20 protein-coding genes are annotated in these 25,339 nt (G+C 35.6%); 11 read left to right on the forward strand and 9 right to left on the reverse strand.

Translation table 11 applies throughout. The features are described from left to right. Positions 1-222: 222 nt before the first annotated feature. The 11 genes from AB3U99_RS22335 to ggt all read left to right on the forward strand — a co-directional run bounded on the left by AB3U99_RS22335 (position 223) and on the right by ggt (position 15,863). Entirely contained in the window at positions 223-603 is a 381-nt protein-coding gene (locus AB3U99_RS22335) for a thiol-disulfide oxidoreductase DCC family protein (RefSeq protein ID WP_400243963.1), read from the forward strand. A gap of 595 nt (positions 604-1,198) precedes the next feature. After that, entirely contained in the window at positions 1,199-2,071 is an 873-nt protein-coding gene (locus AB3U99_RS22340) for a helix-turn-helix domain-containing protein (protein WP_400243965.1), read from the forward strand. 315 nt (positions 2,072-2,386) lie between these two features. After that, the gene (locus tag AB3U99_RS22345; RefSeq protein ID WP_400243967.1) at positions 2,387-3,493 is read left to right on the forward strand and encodes a LysM peptidoglycan-binding domain-containing protein; all 1,107 of its coding nucleotides are present in this window, start codon (positions 2,387-2,389) and stop codon (positions 3,491-3,493) included. A gap of 577 nt (positions 3,494-4,070) precedes the next feature. Then, positions 4,071-5,684 carry an SWIM zinc finger family protein gene (locus AB3U99_RS22350; RefSeq protein ID WP_400243969.1) on the forward strand — a complete coding sequence of 538 codons (1,614 nt, stop codon included), beginning with the start codon at positions 4,071-4,073 and terminating at the stop codon, positions 5,682-5,684. Beyond that, positions 5,671-8,517 (forward strand): DEAD/DEAH box helicase, encoded by a 2,847-nt coding sequence (locus tag AB3U99_RS22355; RefSeq protein WP_400243971.1) that lies wholly within the window; start codon positions 5,671-5,673, stop codon positions 8,515-8,517. The genes AB3U99_RS22350 and AB3U99_RS22355 overlap by 14 nt, the downstream gene beginning before the upstream one ends. Positions 8,518-9,508: 991 nt before the next feature. Further along, positions 9,509-9,943 carry a YwpF family protein gene (locus AB3U99_RS22360; protein WP_400243973.1) on the forward strand — a complete coding sequence of 145 codons (435 nt, stop codon included), beginning with the start codon at positions 9,509-9,511 and terminating at the stop codon, positions 9,941-9,943. 370 nt (positions 9,944-10,313) lie between these two features. Beyond that, a complete protein-coding gene (locus tag AB3U99_RS22365) occupies positions 10,314-10,964 on the forward strand; it encodes a GntR family transcriptional regulator (protein WP_400243975.1) in 651 nt (216 codons plus the stop codon). Between the two features lie 111 nt (positions 10,965-11,075). Further along, positions 11,076-12,062 (forward strand): Bug family tripartite tricarboxylate transporter substrate binding protein, encoded by a 987-nt coding sequence (locus tag AB3U99_RS22370; protein ID WP_400243977.1) that lies wholly within the window; start codon positions 11,076-11,078, stop codon positions 12,060-12,062. A 19-nt stretch (positions 12,063-12,081) separates the two neighbouring features. Then, positions 12,082-12,534, forward strand: a complete 453-nt coding sequence (locus tag AB3U99_RS22375) for a tripartite tricarboxylate transporter TctB family protein (protein ID WP_400243979.1) — start codon at positions 12,082-12,084, stop codon at positions 12,532-12,534. Between the two features lie 15 nt (positions 12,535-12,549). Then, positions 12,550-14,091, forward strand: a complete 1,542-nt coding sequence (locus AB3U99_RS22380; protein WP_400243981.1) for a tripartite tricarboxylate transporter permease — start codon at positions 12,550-12,552, stop codon at positions 14,089-14,091. Between the two features lie 191 nt (positions 14,092-14,282). Next, on the forward strand, positions 14,283-15,863 hold the full coding sequence (gene ggt / locus AB3U99_RS22385) for a gamma-glutamyltransferase (protein WP_400243983.1): 1,581 nt from the start codon (positions 14,283-14,285) through the stop codon (positions 15,861-15,863). 111 nt (positions 15,864-15,974) lie between these two features. On the opposite strand, the gene AB3U99_RS22390 is transcribed toward ggt, so the two are convergent. The 9 genes from AB3U99_RS22390 to spoIID form a co-directional block, all read right to left on the reverse strand. Continuing rightward, complete coding sequence (locus AB3U99_RS22390) at positions 15,975-16,271, reverse strand: hypothetical protein (RefSeq protein WP_400243985.1); 297 nt, start codon at positions 16,269-16,271, stop codon at positions 15,975-15,977. Positions 16,272-16,866: 595 nt separating this feature from the next. Beyond that, entirely contained in the window at positions 16,867-17,304 is a 438-nt protein-coding gene (gene fabZ, locus AB3U99_RS22395; protein ID WP_031536700.1) for a 3-hydroxyacyl-ACP dehydratase FabZ, read from the reverse strand. A 206-nt stretch (positions 17,305-17,510) separates the two neighbouring features. After that, positions 17,511-17,795, reverse strand: a complete 285-nt coding sequence (locus AB3U99_RS22400) for a DNA-directed RNA polymerase subunit beta (RefSeq protein WP_400243988.1) — start codon at positions 17,793-17,795, stop codon at positions 17,511-17,513. A gap of 14 nt (positions 17,796-17,809) precedes the next feature. Continuing rightward, complete coding sequence (locus AB3U99_RS22405) at positions 17,810-18,637, reverse strand: flagellar hook-basal body protein (protein ID WP_400243990.1); 828 nt, start codon at positions 18,635-18,637, stop codon at positions 17,810-17,812. 129 nt (positions 18,638-18,766) lie between these two features. After that, the gene (locus AB3U99_RS22410; RefSeq protein ID WP_400243992.1) at positions 18,767-19,582 is read right to left on the reverse strand and encodes a flagellar hook-basal body protein; all 816 of its coding nucleotides are present in this window, start codon (positions 19,580-19,582) and stop codon (positions 18,767-18,769) included. A gap of 582 nt (positions 19,583-20,164) precedes the next feature. Next, positions 20,165-21,166: a rod shape-determining protein gene (locus tag AB3U99_RS22415; protein WP_400243994.1), complete on the reverse strand. Its 1,002-nt coding sequence runs from the start codon at positions 21,164-21,166 to the stop codon at positions 20,165-20,167. Positions 21,167-21,914: 748 nt separating this feature from the next. Next, the gene (gene spoIIID, locus AB3U99_RS22420; RefSeq protein WP_016204804.1) at positions 21,915-22,187 is read right to left on the reverse strand and encodes a sporulation transcriptional regulator SpoIIID; all 273 of its coding nucleotides are present in this window, start codon (positions 22,185-22,187) and stop codon (positions 21,915-21,917) included. A gap of 890 nt (positions 22,188-23,077) precedes the next feature. Then, the gene (locus AB3U99_RS22425) at positions 23,078-23,917 is read right to left on the reverse strand and encodes a peptidoglycan DD-metalloendopeptidase family protein (RefSeq protein ID WP_400243997.1); all 840 of its coding nucleotides are present in this window, start codon (positions 23,915-23,917) and stop codon (positions 23,078-23,080) included. Between the two features lie 235 nt (positions 23,918-24,152). After that, positions 24,153-25,166 (reverse strand): stage II sporulation protein D, encoded by a 1,014-nt coding sequence (gene spoIID, locus AB3U99_RS22430; protein WP_400243999.1) that lies wholly within the window; start codon positions 25,164-25,166, stop codon positions 24,153-24,155. Positions 25,167-25,339: the final 173 nt, after the last annotated feature.

A 25,339-nucleotide genomic window follows, 5' to 3' on the forward strand; every position in this document is an offset into this window, starting at 1 on the left:
CTACTAGCGTACCATTTTTTCATAAAAACGGAAAAAGAATTACCTGAAAACTTTATTTTTTTATTCTCTGTCTACTACCTGTATATTATTATCATCCGAAAAAAATAATAACTCTATTACGAAAAGGAATAGTAAAAGGTTCAAATGTTTTTTAAATACTTTTTTATCATCATTTGCTACAATACATGCTAATGATAGCTATCCTTTATAGGAGGAATACATATGATTATCTTATTTGATGGGGTTTGTAATTTATGCAATTGGAGTGTGCAATTTATTATAAAGAGGGATCCAAACAGCCAATTTTCCTTTGCTTCTTTGCAAAGCGATGTTGGAAAAAGCCTGCTTGAAAAACAGCATCTATCTGATGTAAATAGTGTTGTCCTTATTAAACAGGGTAAATGCTATGTAGAATCAGATGCAGCTTTAGAAATATGCCGTCATCTTTCAAATGGCTGGAGACTTCTAACTATTTTAAAAATAATCCCTTCCTTCATAAGAAATCCTCTTTATCGCTATATTGCTAGAAATCGTTATAAATGGTTTGGCATACAACCATCCTGCATGCTTCCGACAGAAGATATGAAAAAACGTTTTTTATAGTACAAATGCTTCTGTTGCTTATTAATAGATGCATTTCTCCTATTTTGGCTGACGGGGCTTTTTTGCTAGACGTTGGCAGAAACTGTGGAGTTCTCTGCTCCCTTTTCCTCTTTTTTGATGATGAGATGGTATGATACGCTCTCTCTGTTCCCTTTTTCCCTTTTCACAAGACAAAACGGTAACTGATCGAACACCTCCATTACTTTTTCTAAATAACAGCCATTTAAAAAAAAGCAAAAAAAAGACCGCTTTCTCATCAGAAAACGGCAGAAAATTGGAGATAAAAGGACTACTCGTAAAACAGATATTGGGGATTAATAGAAATCACGATTTCTATTAAACATGCTCAATTAAGTTCTATTATGCTAATAAATAGAAGGCGTAGGTGGGCACATCTAAAACAGCAAAAATATTCTTAATATATTGCGGTAAAATTAATTAAATCATATTATATAGATAGATGAATTCTTGATTTTTAAGGATATTTCGCCATTTTACGGCATTTTACACTATTTTCCCCAATAAATCACAGCAAAATATAACTTTAGGAATATTCATAAAATAAGGCATGCTTTTCTAAGTAGGAGTGGATCGATTGGATTTTTCAGCGGTTGGAGAAAAAATCAAGGAATTACGAAAGCAAATGGGCTTATCACAAAAGGAACTTTCTCATAATATATGTACACAGGCTCAGATAAGCAAGATTGAAAAAGGAGAAGTACTTCCATTGTCTTCTACTCTTTATCTCATCTCTAAACGATTGGGAGTAGATGTGAATTATTTCTTTGATATTGGCACAACACCGAGACTGGATTATGTGGATGAAACCCTTCGTCAATTAAAGGCATCACGACGAAATACCGATTACCATACACTAAAACAAATTGTAAAAGCAGAAGAAAAAAATCCTTTATTTACCCACCATAAGAAAAACTACCAAATGCTACTTTGGCATAAAGCTATCTATATATATGAAATCGAACGTGATTTTAATCGAGCCGTAAAACTTATTAATGAAGCAATTGGGCTTACCTTTGACACAGTTTTCACTGAAAGAGAGTTAGAAATCTATATTAGCAAAGGGATCTTTTACTATGAGGAAGGTTTCATTGATGATTCCCTAATGATTTATGAACAAGCATTTAAAGCAATCAATCAGCTTCCCTATTTACAAGATGATACGATTAAAAGTAGATTATATTTTAATATTGCTAAATCATTAACGGATCAATCACGATATGACGCTTCCATTACTTATTGTAGGGAAGCAATCGATTGGGCCATCCAACAGGATAACCTTTATTTGTTAGCTCACTTTCACTATCATATCGGATATAACTACGAATTACAAAAGGATTTTGACCTAGCTACTCAATATATGAAAGATGCACTAATGATTTTCCAGTTGGTAAAAGATGATCGTTATACAGATTATATCCAAACCAAAATAAATAACTGGCAAAAGTAATACGTCTTCAGGGATTGACTCTCCAATCTTTTACACACATTACTAGTGTGTAAATGATGTTTGAGAGCAATCCTTTTTTATTTTCCCCATTTCTTCGCTTTTAATCATTTCCTCCTATATACCTGGTTAGTTTGTACCATCGTCTATTTCCGGTTCTTTCAAACGATAACTTATTCCCTATTCTAAATTATCTATGAATATTTACCTATTTTCCTATAAGTCTATCTATTTTACTTAAATAAAGGGTCAATAGCCTGATAGAGTATGGTAATATAGGTATACAATAGTATATTCATTAGGAGTGAGTGATAAAAAATGAAGAAAAAAGTCACAGTATTGGCAACTACCGCGATTCTGTCAACCACTTTCGCAGCGAACGCCTCAGCTAGTACTTATGTAGTAAAAAAAGGGGATACATTAGGACAGATTGCGAAGACATACAATACTACTGTTAATGAGTTAAAATCGATTAATAATCTTTCATCAGACTTAATTTTGATCAATCAAAAATTAACGATTGTAGATAGTTCAAAGTCTACAAGCAGCAATACAACTACAAAAAGCCAAGCTTCAACGGAGACAAGCTCTACTGCAAAAACGTATAAAGTTGTTTCAGGAGATTCCCTTATTAAAATAGCAAATAAGCATTCTATTTCTTTAGGTGAGTTACAGCAATGGAATAATCTAACATCCACACTTATTTATCCTGGGGATGTTCTGTATGTTTCCAAGCCTGGAACTGCTTCTTCCAACACTTCTGCTCCTAGTTCATCTGGAAATTCCAGTAGTACTAGCAGCAATACAGCGGTTAACGAGAATACTGCTACATCTACTGGCACCTATACGATTAAAAGTGGTGATACATTAAGTAAAATTGCTTCTACTTATAAAATGTCTGTTAGTGAGCTCAAGCAATTAAATAATCTTAAATCTGATTTAATTTTCCCAGGACAAAAACTAAAGGTTACAGCATCTGAAAAAGTTACGAATACAGGAAATACTAACTCCTCTTCTAGTTCTAGTACTCCAACCTTTATTTCTACTGGAAATAGTGGAGAATCCTATGCTTCTAAGGTAGTTTCTGCATCTAAAAGTCTTATTGGCCTTCCATATGTTTGGGGAGGTTCCACAACGGATGGCTTTGACTGTAGCGGATTTGTTTATTATGTATTAAACCAAAGTGGAAAATCGATTGCTCGTTATTCTGCAGAAGGATACTATGATCGCAGTTATTATATAGATGTTCCATCCATTGGAGATATTGTCTATTTTAAAAACACTTATAAACAAGGTATCTCTCATTTAGGAATTTATATTGGCAATAATGAATTTATCCATGCTGATTCAAGCGGTGTTCGAGTGACAAGTTTAGATAACGCTTATTACAAAGAGCATTTTGATAGTTTTAAACGTTTCTATTAATAGAGATTATGATTGGGGCTGTCTAATTGGACAGCCTTTTTTATGTTGTGGTGGTGGTTTGGCTGATATCTTAGCTGCTTTGGATTATATCCTTGTCGCTTTGGATCAATTATTCATTTCGGATCATATCCCTGCTGCTTTGGATCATTTATTCGTTTTTTGGCTCATATCCCCGCTGCTTTGGATCATTTATTTGTTTTTTGGCTCATATCTCCGCTGCTTTGGATCATTTATTCGTTTTGGCTCATATCTCCGCTGCTTTGGATCATTTATTCGTTTTTTAAATCATTTCCCCGCTACTTTGAATCACTACTTTACCCGACATCACCACTAGCTAACTAAATTCTTCTTATTCCCCCGCTTTCTTTAATTAATTTCCCTACTATTCCACTTAAAACGGATGCTACTTTTTCTTCCCTTCTTATGTCCTCTACCATCTCCTCACAAAAAGCGTTATAATTAATGAATGGACTTTTTTCGTGTTTCATTTTTCAAAGCCATTTTTGAAGCACAAAAAAACATAACATTGAATCAAAAATACTAATAAACGTTCTTACGGATATGGGAGGGATACATTATGCTTCTAGAAAAATATTTAGAGCCATTGAATTTTTGTGCAGAAAACTTAATGAATTTATTGGATGCAAATGATCCCCGAATAAAAAACATTGTCGAAAAGGGACTTCTTTTATATAGGCAAAGCTTTGTCTATCAAGTCAAATTTTCCAATGAACTGGTCTCTGGAATGATCCAGGATGTTACGGCGGTAAAGGCAACATTGGATTTGGACTATATTCCATACAGCTCATGTACTTGTCATGCGGAAGGTTTTTGTCGCCATCAGCTTGCTTTGTTTTTCTATCTACTCGCTCAAGTTGGAAAGGTATCCACATGGCTAGAAGCTTGGCGAAAACCAATTCAGAAGGCGGAAACGTTAAAAAATCTCGGCATAATGCGAGCAAGCGACTTATTGAAAGAAACCGAGGATAAAGAGCCAAATTACGAAGACTGGATTGAAACCTTTGAAAAGAGTTTTCAATCACTTATCGCAACAAATGAAAACAAACCATATATGATTGCCGAAACGTATTATATTTATATGCGAAAAATAAAAGCAGCCACCCCTCTTCAAACAGAGTGGAAGCTCCTTTATTTAGTCATCGCCCAAGTATTCACTTTTAAACAATTATTAACACTAAGCAAAACGGTAGATCATAATACACAAACAATTAATCGTTATTATCGTCATCTTTTTCAAGATTTAATGAACAGCATTGAAGATAATCTTTATAAACTATCGAACTTCACCTTTCCATTTGCTTTTGACAACTTTTTAATTCGTTTAAAGGACGACCTGAGTGCGATTCTCACGATTCAGCCAATTTTAACATTTGAGTGTATTCAGCTCTATCGACTTATGTGGACAAATCTTTTTGCTAATAAAAGCTGGAGACAAGATGAATTGGAGCAGCTATTAACTAATAAAAATCCAGCATTCTCTGAAAATGTTGCCATTATCCATCTGGAAATTCTGCTCGAAAAAGATTTGGATGCCCTTAAGGTGATTCAGTCTCTGGATTCTCAGGTTACTACCTATATGCTTTATTGGATCGATTATTTGTCGAGTCGCAAAGCATGGAAACGAATGGAATTATATGTTCCAGCGTTTATTCAAGAATTGAAAAATTACTTATCTGCAGATGAAGATGACGAGTATTGCTATGAATTTACGCAAATGGCCCTGCGAGCGATTCTTCCTTACTGCATAGCATTAAACAAAGAGGATTTATTGGAAAAGGCATATATTCATACACTTCCATACAGCTATCGCAAATATGAGGATTTTCTGTATGAGAAAAAACAGTTTGATAAATGGATCGATTTATTTACGATGATGGGATATGGCCTAGATAATCTCCATAAGGAGCAAATAAAAATATTGCAGGAGTACGATCATTCTTTACTGCTTTCTTTATATCACCGTTCTATTCAAGAGCATATTGAGGGGAAAAATAGAGAGCATTATCGAATCGCTGTCCGTCAATTAAAGAAATTACGTACCCTTTATAAAAAAATGAAAAAGCAAACCGAATTCGAGCATTTCTTACTGGTTATCTTAGAGCGTACGAAACGATTAAGAGCCTTTCATGAAGAATGTAGAAAGGGAAAGCTAATCCATGTTGAAAACTAATTATTTGAAAATAAATGTTCATTATTATGAGAAAAACGGATTTTTTTTAACCGGCGAAATGGAGGATCATTATCTATATCCAAACTATTGGAAAAAACTTCTTTTTCAGCAGCATCAGGAAAGCTATTACGGTACTATTTTAGATACTGTCAAGATTGATGGGGTAGAAGGAGTATTAGTAAGCGGCTGGCAGTTGGTTACCTTACTTGCTACGGAAGGATTTAATCGGTATATCGAATGGGATTGGAACGATACTGCACAGGTTTGCTTAGCTGCGGCACCAAGTATACTCGAAGCTATCAAGCATAAGGAATGGATCCCAGATTTCAGTCAATGGGAAACGGGGAATTTTCAATGGTCCCTTCCACATCGGGTGATTGATGAGTTTGATCCAAGCTTCTGGGAAATGGAGCTTCATGAGGAGTTAGAAAGTCAAACGAATAATGACTTTATTCATAAATGGTTCCAAAAGTCTCTTAATCATTATTTAGAAGATCGCGAAGAAACAAAGCAAAGCTTCCATGAAAGAATGGACACATTAAAGAACGCAAACATTCCTTCTGAACAGCTTTCTGCTTATTTTACGGAAGATAAATGGCAGGAATGGATGGGGTTAAAAGAAAACGACTATCCATTTACATTAGGAATCCGGTTAGATGAGCCGACAGAAATCGATACAACCTGGGATTTGGATTTATTTTTAAAATCCAAGGAGAATCCGGAGCTCGTAGTAGATATTCATGATGAGAGCAATATGCCGAAGAAGTGGTTAGATTATACTTCTTATATAGAGGAAGAACAACAGCGCTGGCTCCTTCTTTTTCCATGGTTAAGAGGAAAAAACGGAATAACCAATCAATTAACAGAGGAAGAGGCATGGCTTTTCTTATCAGAAGCAAGTGAAACATTCCTGGCACTTGGTGTGGACATTCTCCTTCCTTCCTGGTGGCAAGCAATGAAATCGGCAAATCTGAAAGTAAAAGCAAAGGTTTCGAGTGCAAGTCATCGTCCATCCTTCGTAGGTCTTCAGGCGATGCTTGACTATAATTGGCGCTTTTCTATGAATGGCGTCACCCTTTCTGAAGATGAATTCAATAAGCTGGTAGAAGAAAAACGTCGCCTTATCTTTATTAAAGGTCGTTGGATAAAATTAGACCCTGCCTTTATTCGTCAAATACAGGATTTAATGAAAAAGGCCGAAAAAGAAGGTTTGCATGTCCGTGATATTATCGAACAGGAATTAATGCAGGCAGAGGAACAACAAAATGACGAGCTCGAAAATCCAAAGACATTTGCCAAAATTCAAATTGAACTAAACAGACAATGGCGAACAATGATTAATCAATTAAAAGAGGTCAAAAATCTTCCATTGGAGGAAGTTCCGCAAAGCTTCTTAGGAGATTTACGCGCCTACCAGGTACTTGGTATGAGTTGGCTTCTTTTCCTAAGAAAATATGGATTTGGAGCGATTTTAGCAGATGATATGGGACTAGGAAAAACGGTACAGCTCATCTCCTATCTTTTAAAGGTGAAAGAAACAGAAAAGGAAAAGAAGGCACCTGCACTGATCATTTGCCCAACCTCTGTGCTTGGCAACTGGCAAAAGGAATTGGAACGTTTTGCACCTGATTTAAATGTATATCTCCATTATGGAGCGAGTCGTTTAAAAGATGATGCTTTTATTCAAAAAGCAAAGGAATCGGATGTGGTTTTAACCTCCTATGGATTAAGCCATATTGATTTGCAAAATTTTGAAGAAATCACTTGGAGCACCATCGCGATTGATGAAGCGCAAAACATCAAAAATGCGCAAACAAAGCAATCAAGAGCCGTTAGAAAATTAAAAGGCACCCATTATATTGCCCTTTCTGGAACACCGATGGAAAATCGCCTGAATGAGCTCTGGTCTATTTTTGATTTTACCAATCATGGTTATTTAGGCAGTCTTGGCCAATTTCAAAAGCGCTTTGTCATTCCGATTGAAAAAGAAAATAAACCGGAACAGATTCAGCAATTGCAGACGCTTATCCGTCCATTCTTACTGAGAAGAACGAAAAAAGACGAAGACGTTGCATTAAATCTGCCAGATAAGCTGGAGCAAAAGGAATATTGTCCGCTAACAACGGAGCAGGCTGCCTTATATGAACAATTAGTCACCGATACATTTGTGCAAATTGAGCAGCTATCTGGATTTGAGCGAAAAGGCCTTGTCCTGCAAATGTTAAGTAAGTTAAAACAGCTATGCAATCACCCTGCCCTTTATTTAAAAGAACAGACGCCAACAAGTTTACTGGATCGGTCTGTGAAAATGGAGAAACTAGCAGAGCTGACAGATACCATTTTGGAAAGAGGAGAAAGCTGCCTTATTTTCACCCAATATATTGAAATGGGACATATGATTCAGCAAATGATGAAGAAAAAATTCAAAGTGGATGTGCCATTCCTAAATGGCAGTATGTCCAAACAACAGCGCGATCGCCTTATTGAACAGTTCCAGGATGGCGAATTCCCGATATTCCTTCTTTCCTTAAAGGCAGGAGGAACTGGATTAAATTTAACAGCAGCCAACCATGTTATCCATTATGACCGCTGGTGGAATCCAGCTGTTGAAAATCAGGCGACTGACCGTGCATACCGAATTGGTCAAACGCGTTTCGTTCACGTGCATAAGCTTATTTGTACGGGAACACTCGAAGAAAAAATCGATGCCATGCTGGAGAAGAAGCAATCATTAAATGATCAAATCATCCAAAATGAAAACTGGATGACAGAGCTAACAACCGATGAATTAAAAGATTTGGTATCATTAAATGAAAGTCCCGCAGTGCTATAAAAAATGCACGGCGGGATCTTCTTTCTTATTTATCCTCTGATTTTTCTACTAAAGGCATTAAAGATTATCGTAAAATTCTCTAATTCTTTAAATTTCACTTTTTTTACTTTTACTTGCTTTGCTTGTGCCTGTGCATATTGCACTGTCGGCTCGGTACGGACCGTTCTGTTTCTTTATAAGCGCTCCCAGCTCGTCCACGTAGATTTTGCTGATTTGCTTTTCCTTTCGAAGTGATTACTTAGTGTAGTACATTACCTGCAAATACACTATTTGAAAATAGCATAAAGAACATAATGACGAGAACAAACAGTTTACTTTGTTTCATTTTAAAACCCGCTTCTATATTATCGGAATATATCGAACTATATAAAAATATCGCAATATTCTCATATTTATTAAGTGACAAAAATACTGTATCTTCCTTAATATGCTTAGTAATTTAGTCAGTAAATATCGCCATTATATACTTCTTTCGTCAAGTACTGACGTTATTCTGCTTTTCTTCCTTTTTTAAGATAGTCTATTTCTAAAAGATTGCTGTTTTTTTCAATAGAAATAATGAATTACTGAGCAACCTAAATACCATAGACGCCACGGGGATAAGCGAGAAAGGTGAGTGCCGAGGAGGCTCACCGCTCGCCCAACGGCAAGCGAAGTGTATTCAGGGTGTGGGTAATAGCAACAAACTTTACAAACACCCTTAGGATAAGACGATATTTGAAGGACTACGAAGGTCATAACAATATATGCGAGATGAGATGGTCAACGGATGAAAGAAATTGTTGCTAAGGTCGTAGAACAATGTTTTTAATATAAATTAAAAAAGGATTTTTTTCAGTGGGTTCTTAGATGAGAGATGGTGGAGAACATTTTTGTAATATAGATTAGGTTACTTGCAAAACAAAATCCTACTCCTCATAGAGTTTAGATGAAATGTTTCAGGTAAGGTATAATAAAAGAAAATGGAGAATTTGCCTAGGGAGGGTCTATCATGAAAACCTTTAAATTAATTTCTTTACAGATTCTAACGAAGGAAAAGCTGATACCAATAAAATTAATCGACGGATTGATTATTAATAAGGAAGATGATTATAATCATTGGCTAATAGAAGTTTATACGGATTTTTCCTCTATCGACTTTCTTGATGAAGCCCTTCAAAAGAAGGAAGATTTGCTTGTCCAAGCCGTTATTACAAAAAAAGAAAATGATCCCGCTCCTTTTGAAGTAACCATTCTGTCTATCCAAAAATTTGGAGACAAAGTAAGTGTCCTATTAGAAGGAACATTAAAACGAGATAGAAAAGACTACGCTGAATTGCTTCTACAATATTTAATTGAAGAAGGATATGAAGGGAAATATTTATCTGATAAATTTACTGAACTAATGCAAAGCAAACCTCAGACATTTTTGGAGAAGAAGTTGTAAAACAGGAAAGGTGTTCCTAGTATTTATATAACGGAAATAGATTATCCTGGCAAAAAGAACTTTAATCGCGAAGTTCTTTTTTCTATTTTAATAAGACTAATTTCATGAAATTGTTGCTTAAAAATTTTTAAAAACCAATAGTGGTTGGAACGAACCTATAAGCCCTAATAAAAAATCAGCTGATAAATACAAGCGTTTCCATTCACGTAATTAAGCCCTTTCCCGCTCCTACCCTGCATTTGGTATAAAATAAACCTTGTTATAAAATCTAACAAGTTGCTTGTTTATACCTTTTTTAATAGATAGAATGCAGCTATGAGATATCAAATATGTGATCACAAATATCATTTGCTTGGAGGTGTATATCGGATTGAAGAATTCTGTGATTGTCGTACCTACTGTAGCTCAAGAAGTGTATAAAGCTATTCGTAACCAGATCATTAGAGGAGAATTTGCTCCTGGACAAAAGCTGTCCATAAGAAAATTAGCTGAATTATACGGAGTTAGTACAATGCCTGTTAGAGAGGCTTTATCTAAGCTTGAAACAGAAGGGTTTGTTCAATTTGATAGAAGAAGCATCATCGTGAATCAACTTTCTACCAAAGAACTAATCGAAATATTTGCCATTAGAAAATTACTTGAAAAACAAGCGATTGAATGGGCTACACCAAATATTTGTCCTCACGATTTAGTATTGCTTGAAAACATAATTAAAGAAATGGACGAGAATATTCATTCCCCTTTTGAATGGAGACGATTAAATAAGAAATTTCATTTTGAATTGTATTCGCACGCTCATTCGAAACCGCTATTGGAGTTACTACACCAGCTTTGGGGAAGAGTAGAGTCTTATATGAATATCTATTCTTCGTCTGAACACCTTTCCTCAGCCCAGGCAGAACACTATAAAATGCTAGAACTAATAAAAGAAAAACAATTGGATGCTTTAACGGCCCTTATACTCGAGCACATCCAAATAACTTGCGATGCCATTATAGAAGAGATGGCCAAATTAGAATAACCATATATTCTTTTCAGTTCGAATTTTTCTATATTATTTTTTCAGAAAAATCATAATCTTGCATCAAAAAATTTTATGAATGCGATGCTTTAAAAAATAGGAGGAAAAAAAGTGAAAAAATATCTAATTAGCATTATTTCTATTATTTTATTATTAAGTTTAGCTGCCTGTAGTTCTTCTAGCAGCTCTGCATCTAAATCAGAAGACTTTCCAACAAAACCGGTAAAATTAGTAATTCCATATCCTCCAGGTGGCGGAACAGATGTATTATTCCGTTTAGTTGCTCAATATGCGGAGAAACATTTGGGCCAAACGATTGTACCTACAAATATGGCTGGTGCTACTTCTACTGTTGGTTCTCGTTTCGTAAAGGATGCTGAAGCAGATGGTTATACGATATTAGGTACACATCAGGTTGTTGCAACAGCAGAACATACGGGAGTTGTAGACTACGGATTCTCTGCTTTTGATCCAGTTGTACTAATGACTTCTACTCCCCATATTCCATCTATTAGTAAAAAATTTAGCGAAGAACACAATATCAAAACAATGAATGATTTTATTGAATATGTAAAAGCGGGAAATAAAGTGAATTGGGCATATACAGTGGCATCTGAAGACCATTATTCTATCGCTGCCATGCTGGATGCTGCAGGGGTGGATCCTAAATCTCTGAATTATATTCATTACGATGGAACCGGACCTCAATATGCTGCAATCCTGGCAAATCAAGCGGATGGGATGATTGCCGATTATGCATCGGGAAAAGGATATTATGATGACGGAATACTTGTACCGCTTGGAATGGTATTTGATGAACGTAATCCTTTCTTGCCAGATGTACCGACGTTAAAAGAACAAGGTATCGATTTCTCGGTTACAGTGGATAGAGGTATTCTTGCTCCTAAAGGGACTGATCCAGAAAGAATTAAAGTAATTAATGAAGCATTTAAAAAGGCGCTAGAAGATCCAGAATTGCAGAAAAAAATTGAGGAATTAGGAAGTTTTCCTCATTACATGACTTCTGAGGAATACTCTAACCATGTTAATGAATTAGATAGTGAAATGGGTAAACTTGCTCCTAAAATGGAGTTTTAATAAAGGGGGCTGAATAAAATTGGTTAATCGATTATTCTCCATATTTATTTTAATTGTAGGTAGTATCTTTTTTATAAACTCCAATGGATTTTCCGAAAAATCAGGGGTGCAGACTTTTGCACCCTCGTTTTTCCCTAGAATTATCATTGGTTTGATGATGATTTTAGCTTTATCCTTACTGATAAAAAGTTTCCTAAATAAAGATAAGGATTCCTTCTCTATGGAGACTATAAAGAGCTATATTTCCAAGCATTTTCGTGTTTTGTTCATTCTGTTCTTATTCCTTCTTTATGTCATTTTCTTAAATATAGTAGGGTTTTTAATTTGTTCGATTGTTTTTTTATTCATTTCCACGATTATCTTACGCCCTTTCCAAAAAAAATACATGACAACAAATATTATTTTGTCAGTGGCTTTTCCTGTCATCGTACTTCTTGTGTTTGAACAAGTATTACATATTTATCTACCATAATGGAGGGTGATTAAGTTGGATATTACAATGGTTTTAGCGGCTTTTCAAGAAGTATTACATCCTATGATGATTCTGTCTATCGTTATCGGCGTTTTTGTTGGGATTATCGCTGGTGCAATCCCAGGTTTCACCTTTACGATGGCACTTATTTTAGCTTTTCCATTCACCTTTGGAATGGAACCAATTCAAGGTTTAGCCATCATGATTGGCATTTATATTGGAGGATTATCAGGAGGATTGATTTCTTCTATTCTTCTAGGAATACCTGGAACTCCTTCCTCTGTCGTAACCACCTTTGATGGCTATCCAATGACGAAAAACGGAGAAGCACCACGAGCACTCGGAATTGGCATCGTCTCATCGGTTATTGGAACAATCATTGGTGCCATTATTTTATTTTTATTAGGACCAATCATTGCTAAAGGAAGTCTTCTATTCGGACCTTGGGAAATCTTCTCTCTTGTTGTCTTTGCACTCACTCTTATCGCCGGCTTAAGTGGTAAATCTATGCTTAAGGGTTTAATCGCCGGCTGTCTTGGACTGCTAATTGGAACGGTTGGTGTCTCTCCAACTGGAACCGTACGATTTGATTTTGGAATACCTGAACTTTCCTCAGGATTCTCAACCTTACCTGTTCTGATTGGTTTATTCGCAATTTCCCAGCTACTAATTAATGTGGAAGAAATAAAAAGTTCTGTTCCTACTAATCATGCTACTTCCAACATGAAAAAATTAATTCGTATTCCGTACGGACAAGTATTTTTCGATATTTTTCAAGAGAAGTGGAACGTACTGCGATCCGCAGTCATTGGTTGCTTTATTGGCTGTCTTCCTGCTGCTGGAGCTGAATCTGCTACATTTATTAGTTATGATCAAGCTAAAAAGTTCGGAAAAAACAAAGCTAAATATGGGAAAGGACATCCTGGCGGTATTATAGCTTCTGAAAGCTGCAATAATGCTGTTGCTGGCGGAGCCTTTATCCCAACCATCACTTTAGGAATACCTGGAGATGTGGCACAGGCAGTAATGATCGGCGCATTAATTTTGCATGGGATTAATCCTGGACCGACACTATTTACACAACAGCCTATTTTAGTCAATTCCATCTATGTTGTGATTATCCTTAGTGCCATTTCCATCTTTTTTATACAAACATTACTATTACCTATCTTTACAAAAATAACGGCAATTCCTAAATCTTTAATGGTACCTTGTATTTTAGTTATCAGTACAGTTGGTGCTTTTGCGCTTAATAATCAACTATTTGATATTATTCTTGTTTTCATTTTTGGATTAATCGGTTTTATTTTTCATAAAATAGATGTTCCTTTATCACCGATTATTCTTGGACTAATTCTAGGACCAACCTTGGAAAAGGAAATGACAAGAGCTTATCAAATGGATTCAAGCATATTGCCATTTTTTACACGACCAATCTCACTTGTTTTCTTAATTCTTGCTGTTGCTTCCATCATTTTCACCATCATTCAATTAAAGAAGAATAGCAATTCAGTACCTGCTTCTCCCAATAATGAAGAATCACAAACTCATCTTTGATCTATCCTGGATGAGTTTCCTTATTAGTGTTTTCTAAAAGCTTGTTTCCAATACTCACCAGTCTTAATACATATAGATTCCTGTAGCCTTAGCCAAGTATTCAGACTGTAGAGAAACAACGACTGAAAACAGTCCATTATTAAAACACTAATTATACAGACTTTGATCTACATAGGAGGTAACATACATACATGAAACAGTCAATAATTGGGACAAAATCCATGGTTGTAAGTCCTCATTATCTTGCAACTTCTGCCGGAAATTCTATATTAGAAAAAGGAGGAAATGCCTTTGATGCAGCAGTAGCTGTTAGCGCTTGTCTAGCGGTTGTCTATCCACATATGACTGGACTCGGCGGAGATTCCTTTTGGCTAATGTATCAGTCAGAAGAAAACAAATTAACTGCCTATAACGGAAGTGGTCGTTCAGGAGCAAACATTACTCGAGCTGATTTTTCAGGCGAGAATGCTATTCCTTTTAGAGGGATAAGAAGTATTCTTACTGTCCCAGGAATGGTAGATAGCTGGGCTGCTGTATTGAAAAAATACGGGTCATTGGAATTATCCGAAGTATTGGCTCCTGCCATTCATTATGCAGAATTTGGCTTCCCCGCTTCAAATGACCAAATTAAGAATACAATTAAAAATAAGGAAATCCTCCAAGAAGATGAGGATATTGCAGCTATTTTCCTCAAAGGAAATGAAGTACCAAAAATGAATGAGAAATTTATTCAAAAGGATCTTGCCAGTACCTTAAAAGAAATTGCCCAAAAAGGTCGTAATGAATTCTATAAAGGTAAACTAGCAGAAAAAATTGTCTCTAGCCTACAAAACAAAGGTGGATTATTAACAAAAGAAGATTTTTTTAATCATCATGGTAATTGGACCGAGCCCATTTCTTCTACTTATCGGGAATATACCATGTACCAGGTTCCGCCAAATTCACAAGGATTCGTTGGATTAATGGCGTTAAATATTCTTGAAAACTTTGAACTACCATCTATCCCACATAATTCGTACCAGTATTATCATTTACTTATTGAATCACTAAAACAAAGCTTCCAAGATCGCAATAAATATTTAACAGATCCTGATTTTCATGAAATTCCACTAGACCGCTTATTAAGCAAACCTTATGCAAAAGAACTGGCAGATAATATTTGTTTGGACCATACAAATGCTATTACGACCCAAAGTGTTGGCAATGATACTGCCTATGCAGCAGTCGTTGATGATAATGGAAATGCCGTTTCTTTTATCCAGAGTATCTATTTTGAATTTGGATCAGGAATTGTAGCGAAAGATACTGGTGTTATTTTGCAAAATAGAGGCTCTTTCTTTTCCTTGAACGAAAGTCATGTCAATTGTTTAGAACCAAAAAAGCGCACTTTTCATACGTTAATGCCAGCTATGTCCTTTAAAGATGGTAAACCGATTGTTTTATACGGGACACAGGGCGGAGAAGGACAGCCACAAACGCAAACAGCCATCATTACGAGAATGCTTGATTATGGAATGGATCCTCAAACAGCCATTAATAAGCCAAGGTTTGTGTGGGGAAGAACTTGGGGAAAAACGACAGAAGAGTTAAAGATAGAAGGTCGTGTCTCAAAGGAAGTAAGAGCTAAACTAGAACAGTCCGGTCATCTTGTGAATTGTGTAGAAGATTTTGATGATATTATGGGTCATGCCAATGCAATTCTAATCGACAACCAAGGTTTCTTATATGGTGGCATCGATCCAAGAAGTGATGGAGCTGCAATTGGGCGTTAGTATTACCTCGAAAAATTTAAATTCAGATCCGTTCTTACCACAAGCTACCGTTCCAAAAAGCAGCTTGTTGGTAAGAACAAAGCCTAGAAATCATTTGATGCAGAAGACTTATTATTCGTCTACGTCGTCTTTGTCATTAGCATCATCTTTATCTTCGATCATGTCTTCACCAGGATCATTATCATCCTTAGTTGGATCTAAATCATCATCTGTATTCTCATCTGGTACATCTATTTCGTTGTCGTTATCCAAATCAGTGTCTGGAACAACATCATCCGTATCTAAATCTGTATCTTCAATTGTTGTATCGTCATCTGGTGCTGGACTTTGATCATCATTGTCACCACATGCTGTTAAAAGCATTGCGGATAACGCTGAAATACCTAATAACTTAATCCATTTATTCATTCGTTATACCCCTTTTCTTGATAAGTATCATCAGGACCTTTAATTGGTCAATAATTAGGTTATCCAAGAAAAGAAAATTATTACGCCTTATTCTTTAATTCCAATAATAAACAAAGTTGTAAAGCTTCTTTGCAAATAAAAAGAGGCTGGGACAAAATAAAATAGATAATCTGTAAAGACGAACATTCTCTAATTTAGCTCTTAAATAAAGGTTACTTTCATATACTGATTATTTATGTTTTTAAATATAGTCAAGTGTGAAAACTAATTCGTTCCATTGCGCTACAGACACTCCATTCGCCGGGAGGCAACTGAAAAACTGTTAGCTATTGATGATTGAAAGTAACCTCTTTCTAAACTTAGATGTGGGAACTGTTTTCCGAGGTGACCGCATGACTCACTGGGGCGAGCGCCAAGCCTCCTCACAACTCATTCAGATTGCGGGGAATAGCAACAAACTTCATGGAACATCCTTTTTATAAACGAATAAAAAAGCCCAAACGATTATACGAACCGTTCATTGGCATCTTCGTATAATCATTCGGGTATATTTTAAGCTGGAATACTTATATCCCAACCTCTTTTTTCCTACATATTATGCTTCTTTTTTATCCCCTAGGGCAAACATGATTTCTGCTTCACATGCAATTTCACCATCAACAGTAGCTACACATTTTCCCTTCCCGAAGTTTCCACGCACTCTTGTCATTTCTACTTCAAGACGTAGTTGATCCCCTGGATACACTTGCTTTTTAAAGCGACAGCTATCGACTCCAGCAAAGAATGCCAGTCTCCCCTTATTTTCTTCTTTGATCAACATAGCAACCGCTCCAACCTGAGCCAACGCTTCTACAATCAGCACACCAGGCATTACAGGATACTCAGGGAAATGTCCATTAAAATACTCTTCATTAGCAGAAACATTTTTAATCCCAACTGCTTTTTTGCCTTCTTCCACTTCTAAAATTCTATCTACTAATAAAAATGGATATCGATGCGGAATAATTTCTTTAATTTGATTGATATCTAACATTTTGTGACCTCCTACTAATATGTGGTTATATATTATTGTACTAAAAAATCCTATAAAAAAGGAAGGGATATCCCTTCCTTTTTTTAGATGTTTTTTCAAAGTGTGTGATATTAGCCAGCTGTCTGTAAAGTTTTGAAAAATATTTTAGGTAAATCACTATCAAGAAAGGGAATATGTATGTTATTTATACAAAATTCCCCTCTTGTTTACTCTGCATTTATTAAATTGACTATATGTGTCCATGTTTCTTTTTTAAAAGTATCGCTTGCTTTTCCGTCTCCCATTACACTATACCCAACAATTGCTCCTGCTAGAACACTGACAACCATTATAAAAACGATGGCAATAATGCGTAGCCATATAGGAAACAGACGAACTCTTATCTGTCGCTTAGGAGAAGCATTCTCTTCTGTGTTCTTCTTCTCTTTCCGTTCTTTTTTTACCTGTTCTCTTGTCTTAACCATTTCCTGACTACTACTATTTAATGCCATCATTTCTCTCCTTTTTAACGTATTCCATTCACTAATCCCATCATCTGATCTGCTAAAGAGATGGATCTGGACTGAAATTGATAGGAGCGCTGTGTAGCAATCAGATTAACCATTTCTTTGCTTATATCTACATTAGATTGTTCCAATGCATTTTGTTGCATCCCAATTTCATTTCTTCTAACACCGTCTAAATCCAAAATTGCTTGATTTTCATCCGCAGAGTCAGAAAGTCGGTATAAATTATCACCTGTTTTTTCAAGGCTTTGGGGATTATTGGCATAGGAGATACCAAGATTCACCATTTCCTGCCCACCGTTATTCAACTGAACTGTTAGCGTTCCTGTTGCTGAAAAAGCATATTCTTTAACATTATTATTTAATAAAATTGGGTTATTATTCTCATCAAGGATAGCATGCCCTTCTTTTGTAACGAGCATATTCTCATTATCAGACACAGGAGATAAGTACATAGCTCCATCTCTTGTATAGCGAACTTCCGTTGCTCCGCCATCCTGTACTAGCACTCTGTATAATTGCCCTTCTTTTGTTAACGCCGTATCTAAAACGCGATCAGATGCTTTAATGGTTCCCTGTGTCATCACCAATTGTGTTTGAGCAATTTTTGCGCCTACGCCTTGTCTGATTCCGTTTGGAGTCTGACGATTGACTTCTTGGGCTTCATCCTTTTGGTTATTAAATTGCTGAAAAAGCATATCTGTAAAGGTTCCATTTTGCTTTTTATAGCCAGTTGTATCAACATTGGCCATATTATTACTAATGAGGTCCATTTGCTTTTGTAGCTGAGTCAATGTATTAGTAGCCGTTATCATCGTTCTATTCATAGCAATCCTCCTTTACTACCCTGTCTATTGAAAAGCTGCTTTCGGAAAGTTTTTGCTTCTAACCCGCAGCCTGAATAATTTATTTGCAAAAACAACAATCTTTTAGAAGCAGCCATCAAAAAATAAATCTTATATTTTACCAATTTCATTTGCAGCTTGATCCATGCTCTTATCATATGCCTGCAGCATTTTCTGATTTGCTTCAAATGCTCGATACGCCGTCATCATATCTGTCATTGTTTGGGCTGTATCAACGTTGGAATTCTCTAAAAACCCTTGTTTTATCTGGAAATTCACTTCATTATTTGCGTAAGCACTCGGAAGAACCGCACCGTCCTCAGCACGATACAAGCCTTCTCCCTCTTTAACAAGCTGCTCTGGTGTATCTGTATAACTTATTCCAAGACGATATGCTTCTCCATTACTCCCTGTAATCACACCATCAGATGTAACCGAAAAATCTGTGCTTGTTAATTGAATGGGTTCATTATTTTCATTTAAAACGCGTAATCCGCTAGCAGTGGTTAAATAGCCTTGTCCATCTAAAGTGAAATTTCCATTTCGTGAATATGCTATATCGCCATTTGCATTTTGGATTGTAAAGAATAATCCACCACTAGGATTTGTACCATTCCCAGGAACATTTACATTTAATAGTGCTAAATCCGTATTTAGTTCCGTTTGATTAAGGTCTCCCTGTGTAAACTTTGGTATAGCTTCCTGCATATAGACTCCTGTTGCTAAATAGCCTACTTGTTCTTTTTCGACAGTGCCAACCGCATTTTTCCTAACACTTTGCTGTAATAATTCAGGGAAAGCTCTCATAGATGATTGATCTGCTTTAAATCCTGGTGTCGTACTATTGGCCATATTATTGGAAAGCATTTCAGTTTTGCGTTGCTGTGCAAGCATTCCAGAAGCTGCTGTATAGAATCCTTTAAACATACTTGTCTCCAATCTATACAAAATTTTCGATTCTCATATATATACTCTATTATAAAAAAAATATTAAAATATTACATTAAATTTTGTTGAAAAAAGTCTAAAATGTTTGTATTCATCATTTATTATATCGGGTTTCCTTTATAACAATCTACTGGTAGATATAGGAGGGAGTTTTGAGGGATTCTTTTCTAAAATTAGGCAGTTTCATACAGCAATTATTTTTAAAAGACTCTTTCGTAATGTTTGTTGCTAATTAACCTGCAGCGTGAATACACTTGGCTTACCGTGGGCTGCGCTTAACCCTCCTAGATTACACTTGTGGGGGCTTACCTATCTATCTCACTACTCCCTGTGGCTTCTACATGTGTTCAGGCCACTTTAGTATAAACAACCATTAAAAAAAGAAATTCACTTTCAAAATAGCTTACATTAACAAAATAAAAAATCGGAATAAGAAAAAATTTTCTCATTTCCGATTTTTTTAGGTTTAATGTTCAACAAAACGGGTATGAAATAACTAGATTTCATTTTCCGATGCATAAACAAGAATTTTTCGTTCTTGTTTATGCTCCCCCATATTAATTAGCTTAATTTTCTTTTTGGGAGACGATCAATGTTATCTAGCATAATCCCCGTACCTATTGCTACACAATCCATTGGATTTTCCGCTACTAACACTGGAACTTTAAGTTCATCTGCTAATAGTAAATCAATTCCGTGAAGTAATGCTCCACCACCTGTTAAGATAACTCCACGATCAATGATATCTGCTGAAAGCTCAGGAGGCGTTCTTTCTAGGACACTTTTTGCAGCTTGTACAATAACTGTCACTGATTCTCTCAATGCTTGTTCAATTTCATCTGAATAAACGGTAATTGTTCTAGGAAGTCCAGAAACCATGTCACGTCCACGGATGTCCATTTCTTCTTTTCTAGATCCAGGGAAAACAGTTCCGATATTAATTTTTATATTCTCTGCAGTACGTTCTCCAATTAACAGCTTATATCTGCGTTTAATATATTGAAGAATTTCATTATCAAATTTATCACCAGCCATTTTAATACTGGAAGATGTAACGATATCGCCCATTGAAAGCACAGCTACATCCGTTGTACCACCACCAATATCAACAACCATATTTCCGCTTGGTTGGAAAATATCCATTCCAGCACCAATTGCTGCAACCTTAGGCTCTTCTTCTAAATAGATTTTCTTTCCACCGCTTTTCTCCGCTGCTTCTTTAATTGCCTTTTGTTCCACACTTGTAATATTTGTTGGACAGCAAATGAGAATTCTTGGCTTTGAAAGAAATCCTTTTACGTTTAATTTATTGATAAAGTGCTTTAACATTGCTTCAGTTACGTCAAAATCAGCAATAACGCCGTCCTTTAATGGTCGGATAGCCACGATATTCCCAGGTGTACGTCCAACCATGCGACGAGCTTCTTCTCCAACTGCTAATACTCTGCCTGTATTGCGATCTAATGCCACAACAGAAGGCTCATTTAATACTATACCTTTTCCTTTTACATGAATTAGAACATTCGCCGTTCCTAAATCTATACCAATATCTCTAGCAAACATTAAATACGCTCCTCCTTCGTCTTAGCTTTTCCTATTATTGATTTAGTCATTTCATTTTCCTTATAGAGACAAAGAGCTGGCTTTCACACTATATGTAACGATACCTTCATACTTAAGTTTCATTAAATGACGCTGACCAATAAACATTCATTTTTCTTAATACTCTGTTTTGAATGTTTTCCATTCGCCCAGCTGGCATTTCTCCCCTAAAAAATGCCATCAACTATTTACATCGCTTAAATATGTCTTTCTTATCGCTCTATATTAAATCAACCATTTTATCTTTTTCAATAGATGCATTATGTATGTTTTAGGTTAAAATTTTGTATGTTTTTTCTCTATCTATTTATACCACTCTAATTTTTTATTCTATCACATGGATGCAGAAATAAGTAACTTTTTGTCAAAAAAATGAGTTTTTTTTCACAAAAAGAATTTATAGTACGTCATACAGTTCTTGAACGATCATTCCACCATTTTCAAGCTGTTTATGTTTTCTGACATTGATTTCAAAGTCCTTTAAAGCTATTATGTACCTTTTATTAGCATTTCAATCGGAGCCTATATTTATACAAAATCTTTTTTTCTCTATCGATGAAGTCACCTCCATCGATAGACTGTTGTAGCAGCATTTCTCAAACTTTCCTTTCTATTTTAAAAATCTTCTGGGCATTTTTTATAAATCTTTATCTCATCCTGTTTTTTTCTTACGTAATGCTAACAGTGATGAAAAATTGCCGCATGCTTCTTACTGTACAGTTTCCCCTTCTAGCTCTTCCTTTTTATACTTCATTTTAGTTGCTTCCCCACCCCGCAGATGTCGAATTGATTTATGATAATCAAGTATCTCTTTTACTTCATTTGCTAAATCTGGGTTAATTTCAGGAAGTCTTTCTGTTAAATCTTTATGGACTGTACTTTTGGATACGCCAAACTCTTTCGCTATTACGCGAACTGTTTTTCTCGTCTCCACGATATACTTTCCAATCTTGATAGTTCTCTCTTTGATGTAATCGTGCACACCACTCGCCCTCCCTAAATTGGATGTGAGAAGTGTGAAATGAGACTCGCTTTTCGCTTCATCGAAATTCTTCATCCCGCACGTTTCCTTTCCTGCAAAATACGATTCTTCATGCGGCAGAAAGTCAAAGGCTTTCTGTACTTATTATGATTAAACATGTCCTCGACTACATATCCATTGTCTTCAAACGACCCCTCACTCCAAACTTCCTCTTTGTAAGGTTTGTAACATTTTATTAGCTTGGGTGAGACTTTATGCAAAAAAATATGAATAGGGACAAGGTTTGTCTAATTTTTTTTATTATTTCTTTGATTTTAATGAGTTTCTTGACTATTTTCTTGGTAATGCTGGATTAGATAATAGAATATAGGAATGTTTATTAATGCGCTGAAATGAAATTCAAATGTAGAAGGATTATTTTAGAATGAAATAATTTTCCCCTTTAATGAAGTTTGTATATCCAAAACTGAAGTTTACTGAGGACAAATATTTCCCGAGAAATTTGTCAGTTTTCGCTCTTGAGTGTTACTTTTCCTAAAACGTTTCTGAAAACATCGAAATAACCCTATTACTTTTTACCTATTTGATTTCCTTATATATAATTCAATCGAACTAGTACAAACATTAATGGAGGGGGAATTTGTCTAGAAGCTTTATTTGTTTAATTAATCTATGCTTCCCTTTTCGACATTTCCCATGCTGAAGGTATTTTTTTCGTGCAGAAATGACTACCTTTGATAACTAACTTGACGCCATTTCTATTTTCCTAAAAAAAAGGCTGCTATAAAAGTCTTCTTACTTTGCATAAGATTTTATCTAATGCATGTAAGAGCATTTTATAGCAACCTCTTATTATTTTTCACAGTTTTTCAATCTCAACTGTTTTTCTATTATGCGTTTGGATCTGTAGTTCCTTCTGCATCTTCATCCTGATTAGAATTTATTCGATTTTCTAATGAGTTGTCTGTTGGCATTTCTTCATCAGCGGAGCTTGACTCTTCCACCTCTGAATCAGCTGCTGATGTAGCACCAGAAGTATCATCGCTTTGCAAAGCACTTAACGGCTTGCCAAAATAATCAATTGGGTTTACAGCAACATTATCTTTTCTTACTTCAAAGTGAACATGAACACTTGCATCTTGATTTAACTTACTTTTTCCAGCAGTTGCTAATGGCTGACCTTTCTTAACTTCATCGCCAACCTCTACTTGGAAGTCCTTCACAGATTGATAATACGTTTTAATCCCATTTTCATGATCAATTTCAATTGTGTTACCTAATAGAGAATCTTCCGCCACTTTAGTAACGGTTCCACTTAAGGCAGCTACTACTTTGAATTCACTATCATCTTCCATTTTTAAATCAATACCTGTGTTTGGCTGATATTGATTATTATAAAACACTAATGATTCAGCTTGTTTTTCTTTACTTGCCGTATTATTGTAGAATTCCTTTTGTGTAATAAATGACTCTTCATCTACTACTGGCCACGCAAAGTTTTCAAATTCCTTTGCTACTGGTTCTGCAGGCTCATCAATTGGCTTTGTTGGCATATCAGCATCATATTTATACTTATCTGTTTCTGATGCGCTATTTTGATACCAAAGGACACCTGTTAGAATAATAGCAGCACTTGCGATATAAACGGCTGGAAATGCCCAACGCTTTTTAAAAAAGCTCTTTACTTTTGACTTTTTTGGAGAAGTACGTTTGTTTTCTTCCTCTCTCATTTTATCATCACCTCAGCAATCATTCTGAACAGATAATGATAAATATATACCTATTAGTATAAAAATTTTTTACACTTATTTTTCGACAAAGTTCTTTATAATATTCATGAAAATTTTATTTTCTATTTTAGTAGAACGAAAAAAGCAAGCCTCGTAACGAAGACTTGCTTTGGGATGATATATTTATTGGGTTTGGATCATATCTGCGCTCGGTTGGATTTTTTTGGCCTATATCTTATTTCTGAGCTGTATATTTCGTCAGCATATCATCTGAAGCGGTAACTTCTACCCCTTTATAATAGTATTTAACGATTTCATCATATGTTTTTCCGTTGGCTGCCATTCCGTTGGCTCCATATTGGCTCATTCCGACACCATGACCATATCCCTTTGTGGCAATATATACGGCATCTCCCTTTCGTTCCATTGTAAAGTCAGTTGATTTAAGATTTAACTTTTCCCTAATATCTTTTCCTGATATTTCTGTTCCATTGATTTTTGCACTTGCTATTCTTTTACCCTTTGTATATTTAACGTCTTCTAATACTTCACTGCCAGATCCTAAAGACACTCCTAACGTCTTCTCAAGCTCGTTTACAGTTATTGTTACCTCCCCTTTAAACTTTGGAGAATTAACATCCCACGGGCTTTCTACGCTTTGTAAATAGGAGATAGAATTGGGCCATATAGCATCTGAATTTTCCGTGTAACCATTGCTTGTGGAGAAGAAGGTGGCATCAATCGGATCGCCCTTATAGGTTAATATTTGTCCCTTTGTAGCTGCTACAGCCTCTTCAATCTTTTCCATATTCTTTTTCCAATCATAACCGGCATTTTCCCAAATTTTCTTTAACTCTTCTTGATTGTTGTATACTTGATAATCAATTGTGTCTCCTACTAATGCTCCCTCTGGCAAATCCGATTTTTCTTGATTCATCATTCTTTTTACAATATATGTTCTTGCTGTTAAGGCTTGTGCTTTCAATGCTTCCATTTCAAACTTCGCTGGCATTTCGGATGCAACAACCCCAACTACATATTCTTCTAAGTCTAATTTCTCTACTTCTTGCTTATTTTGCCTGTATACGGCTACTTCTATTGCTGGCTCTGTGGCTTCTACAGATTCTGCATTACGCTTTGGCTCATCCTTTTTATCCTGAATAGAGGGCAGAACAAGGATTGTGGGAACAAGTAAAGTAATAGCAAACAGAATAACTCCTAGTACGATGAAAGGTTTGATTTTAATCATGAATTAAAAGCCTCCATAAGATAGAAATAAGACCTTCTAACTGTCTCTAAAACATTCTTATGGAGGTGGACAAGCTTTTATTCCTTCTTTTTCTGTTTAAGCAGATAGCTTTTACTAAAAAAAATTGTTCTAAATATTTCGGTTGTGCATACTATTTTAGCAATCCTGTTATT

The organism is Niallia tiangongensis, assembly GCF_044704065.1.
Classification (GTDB): Bacteria; Bacillota; Bacilli; order Bacillales; family Cytobacillaceae; genus Niallia; species Niallia tiangongensis.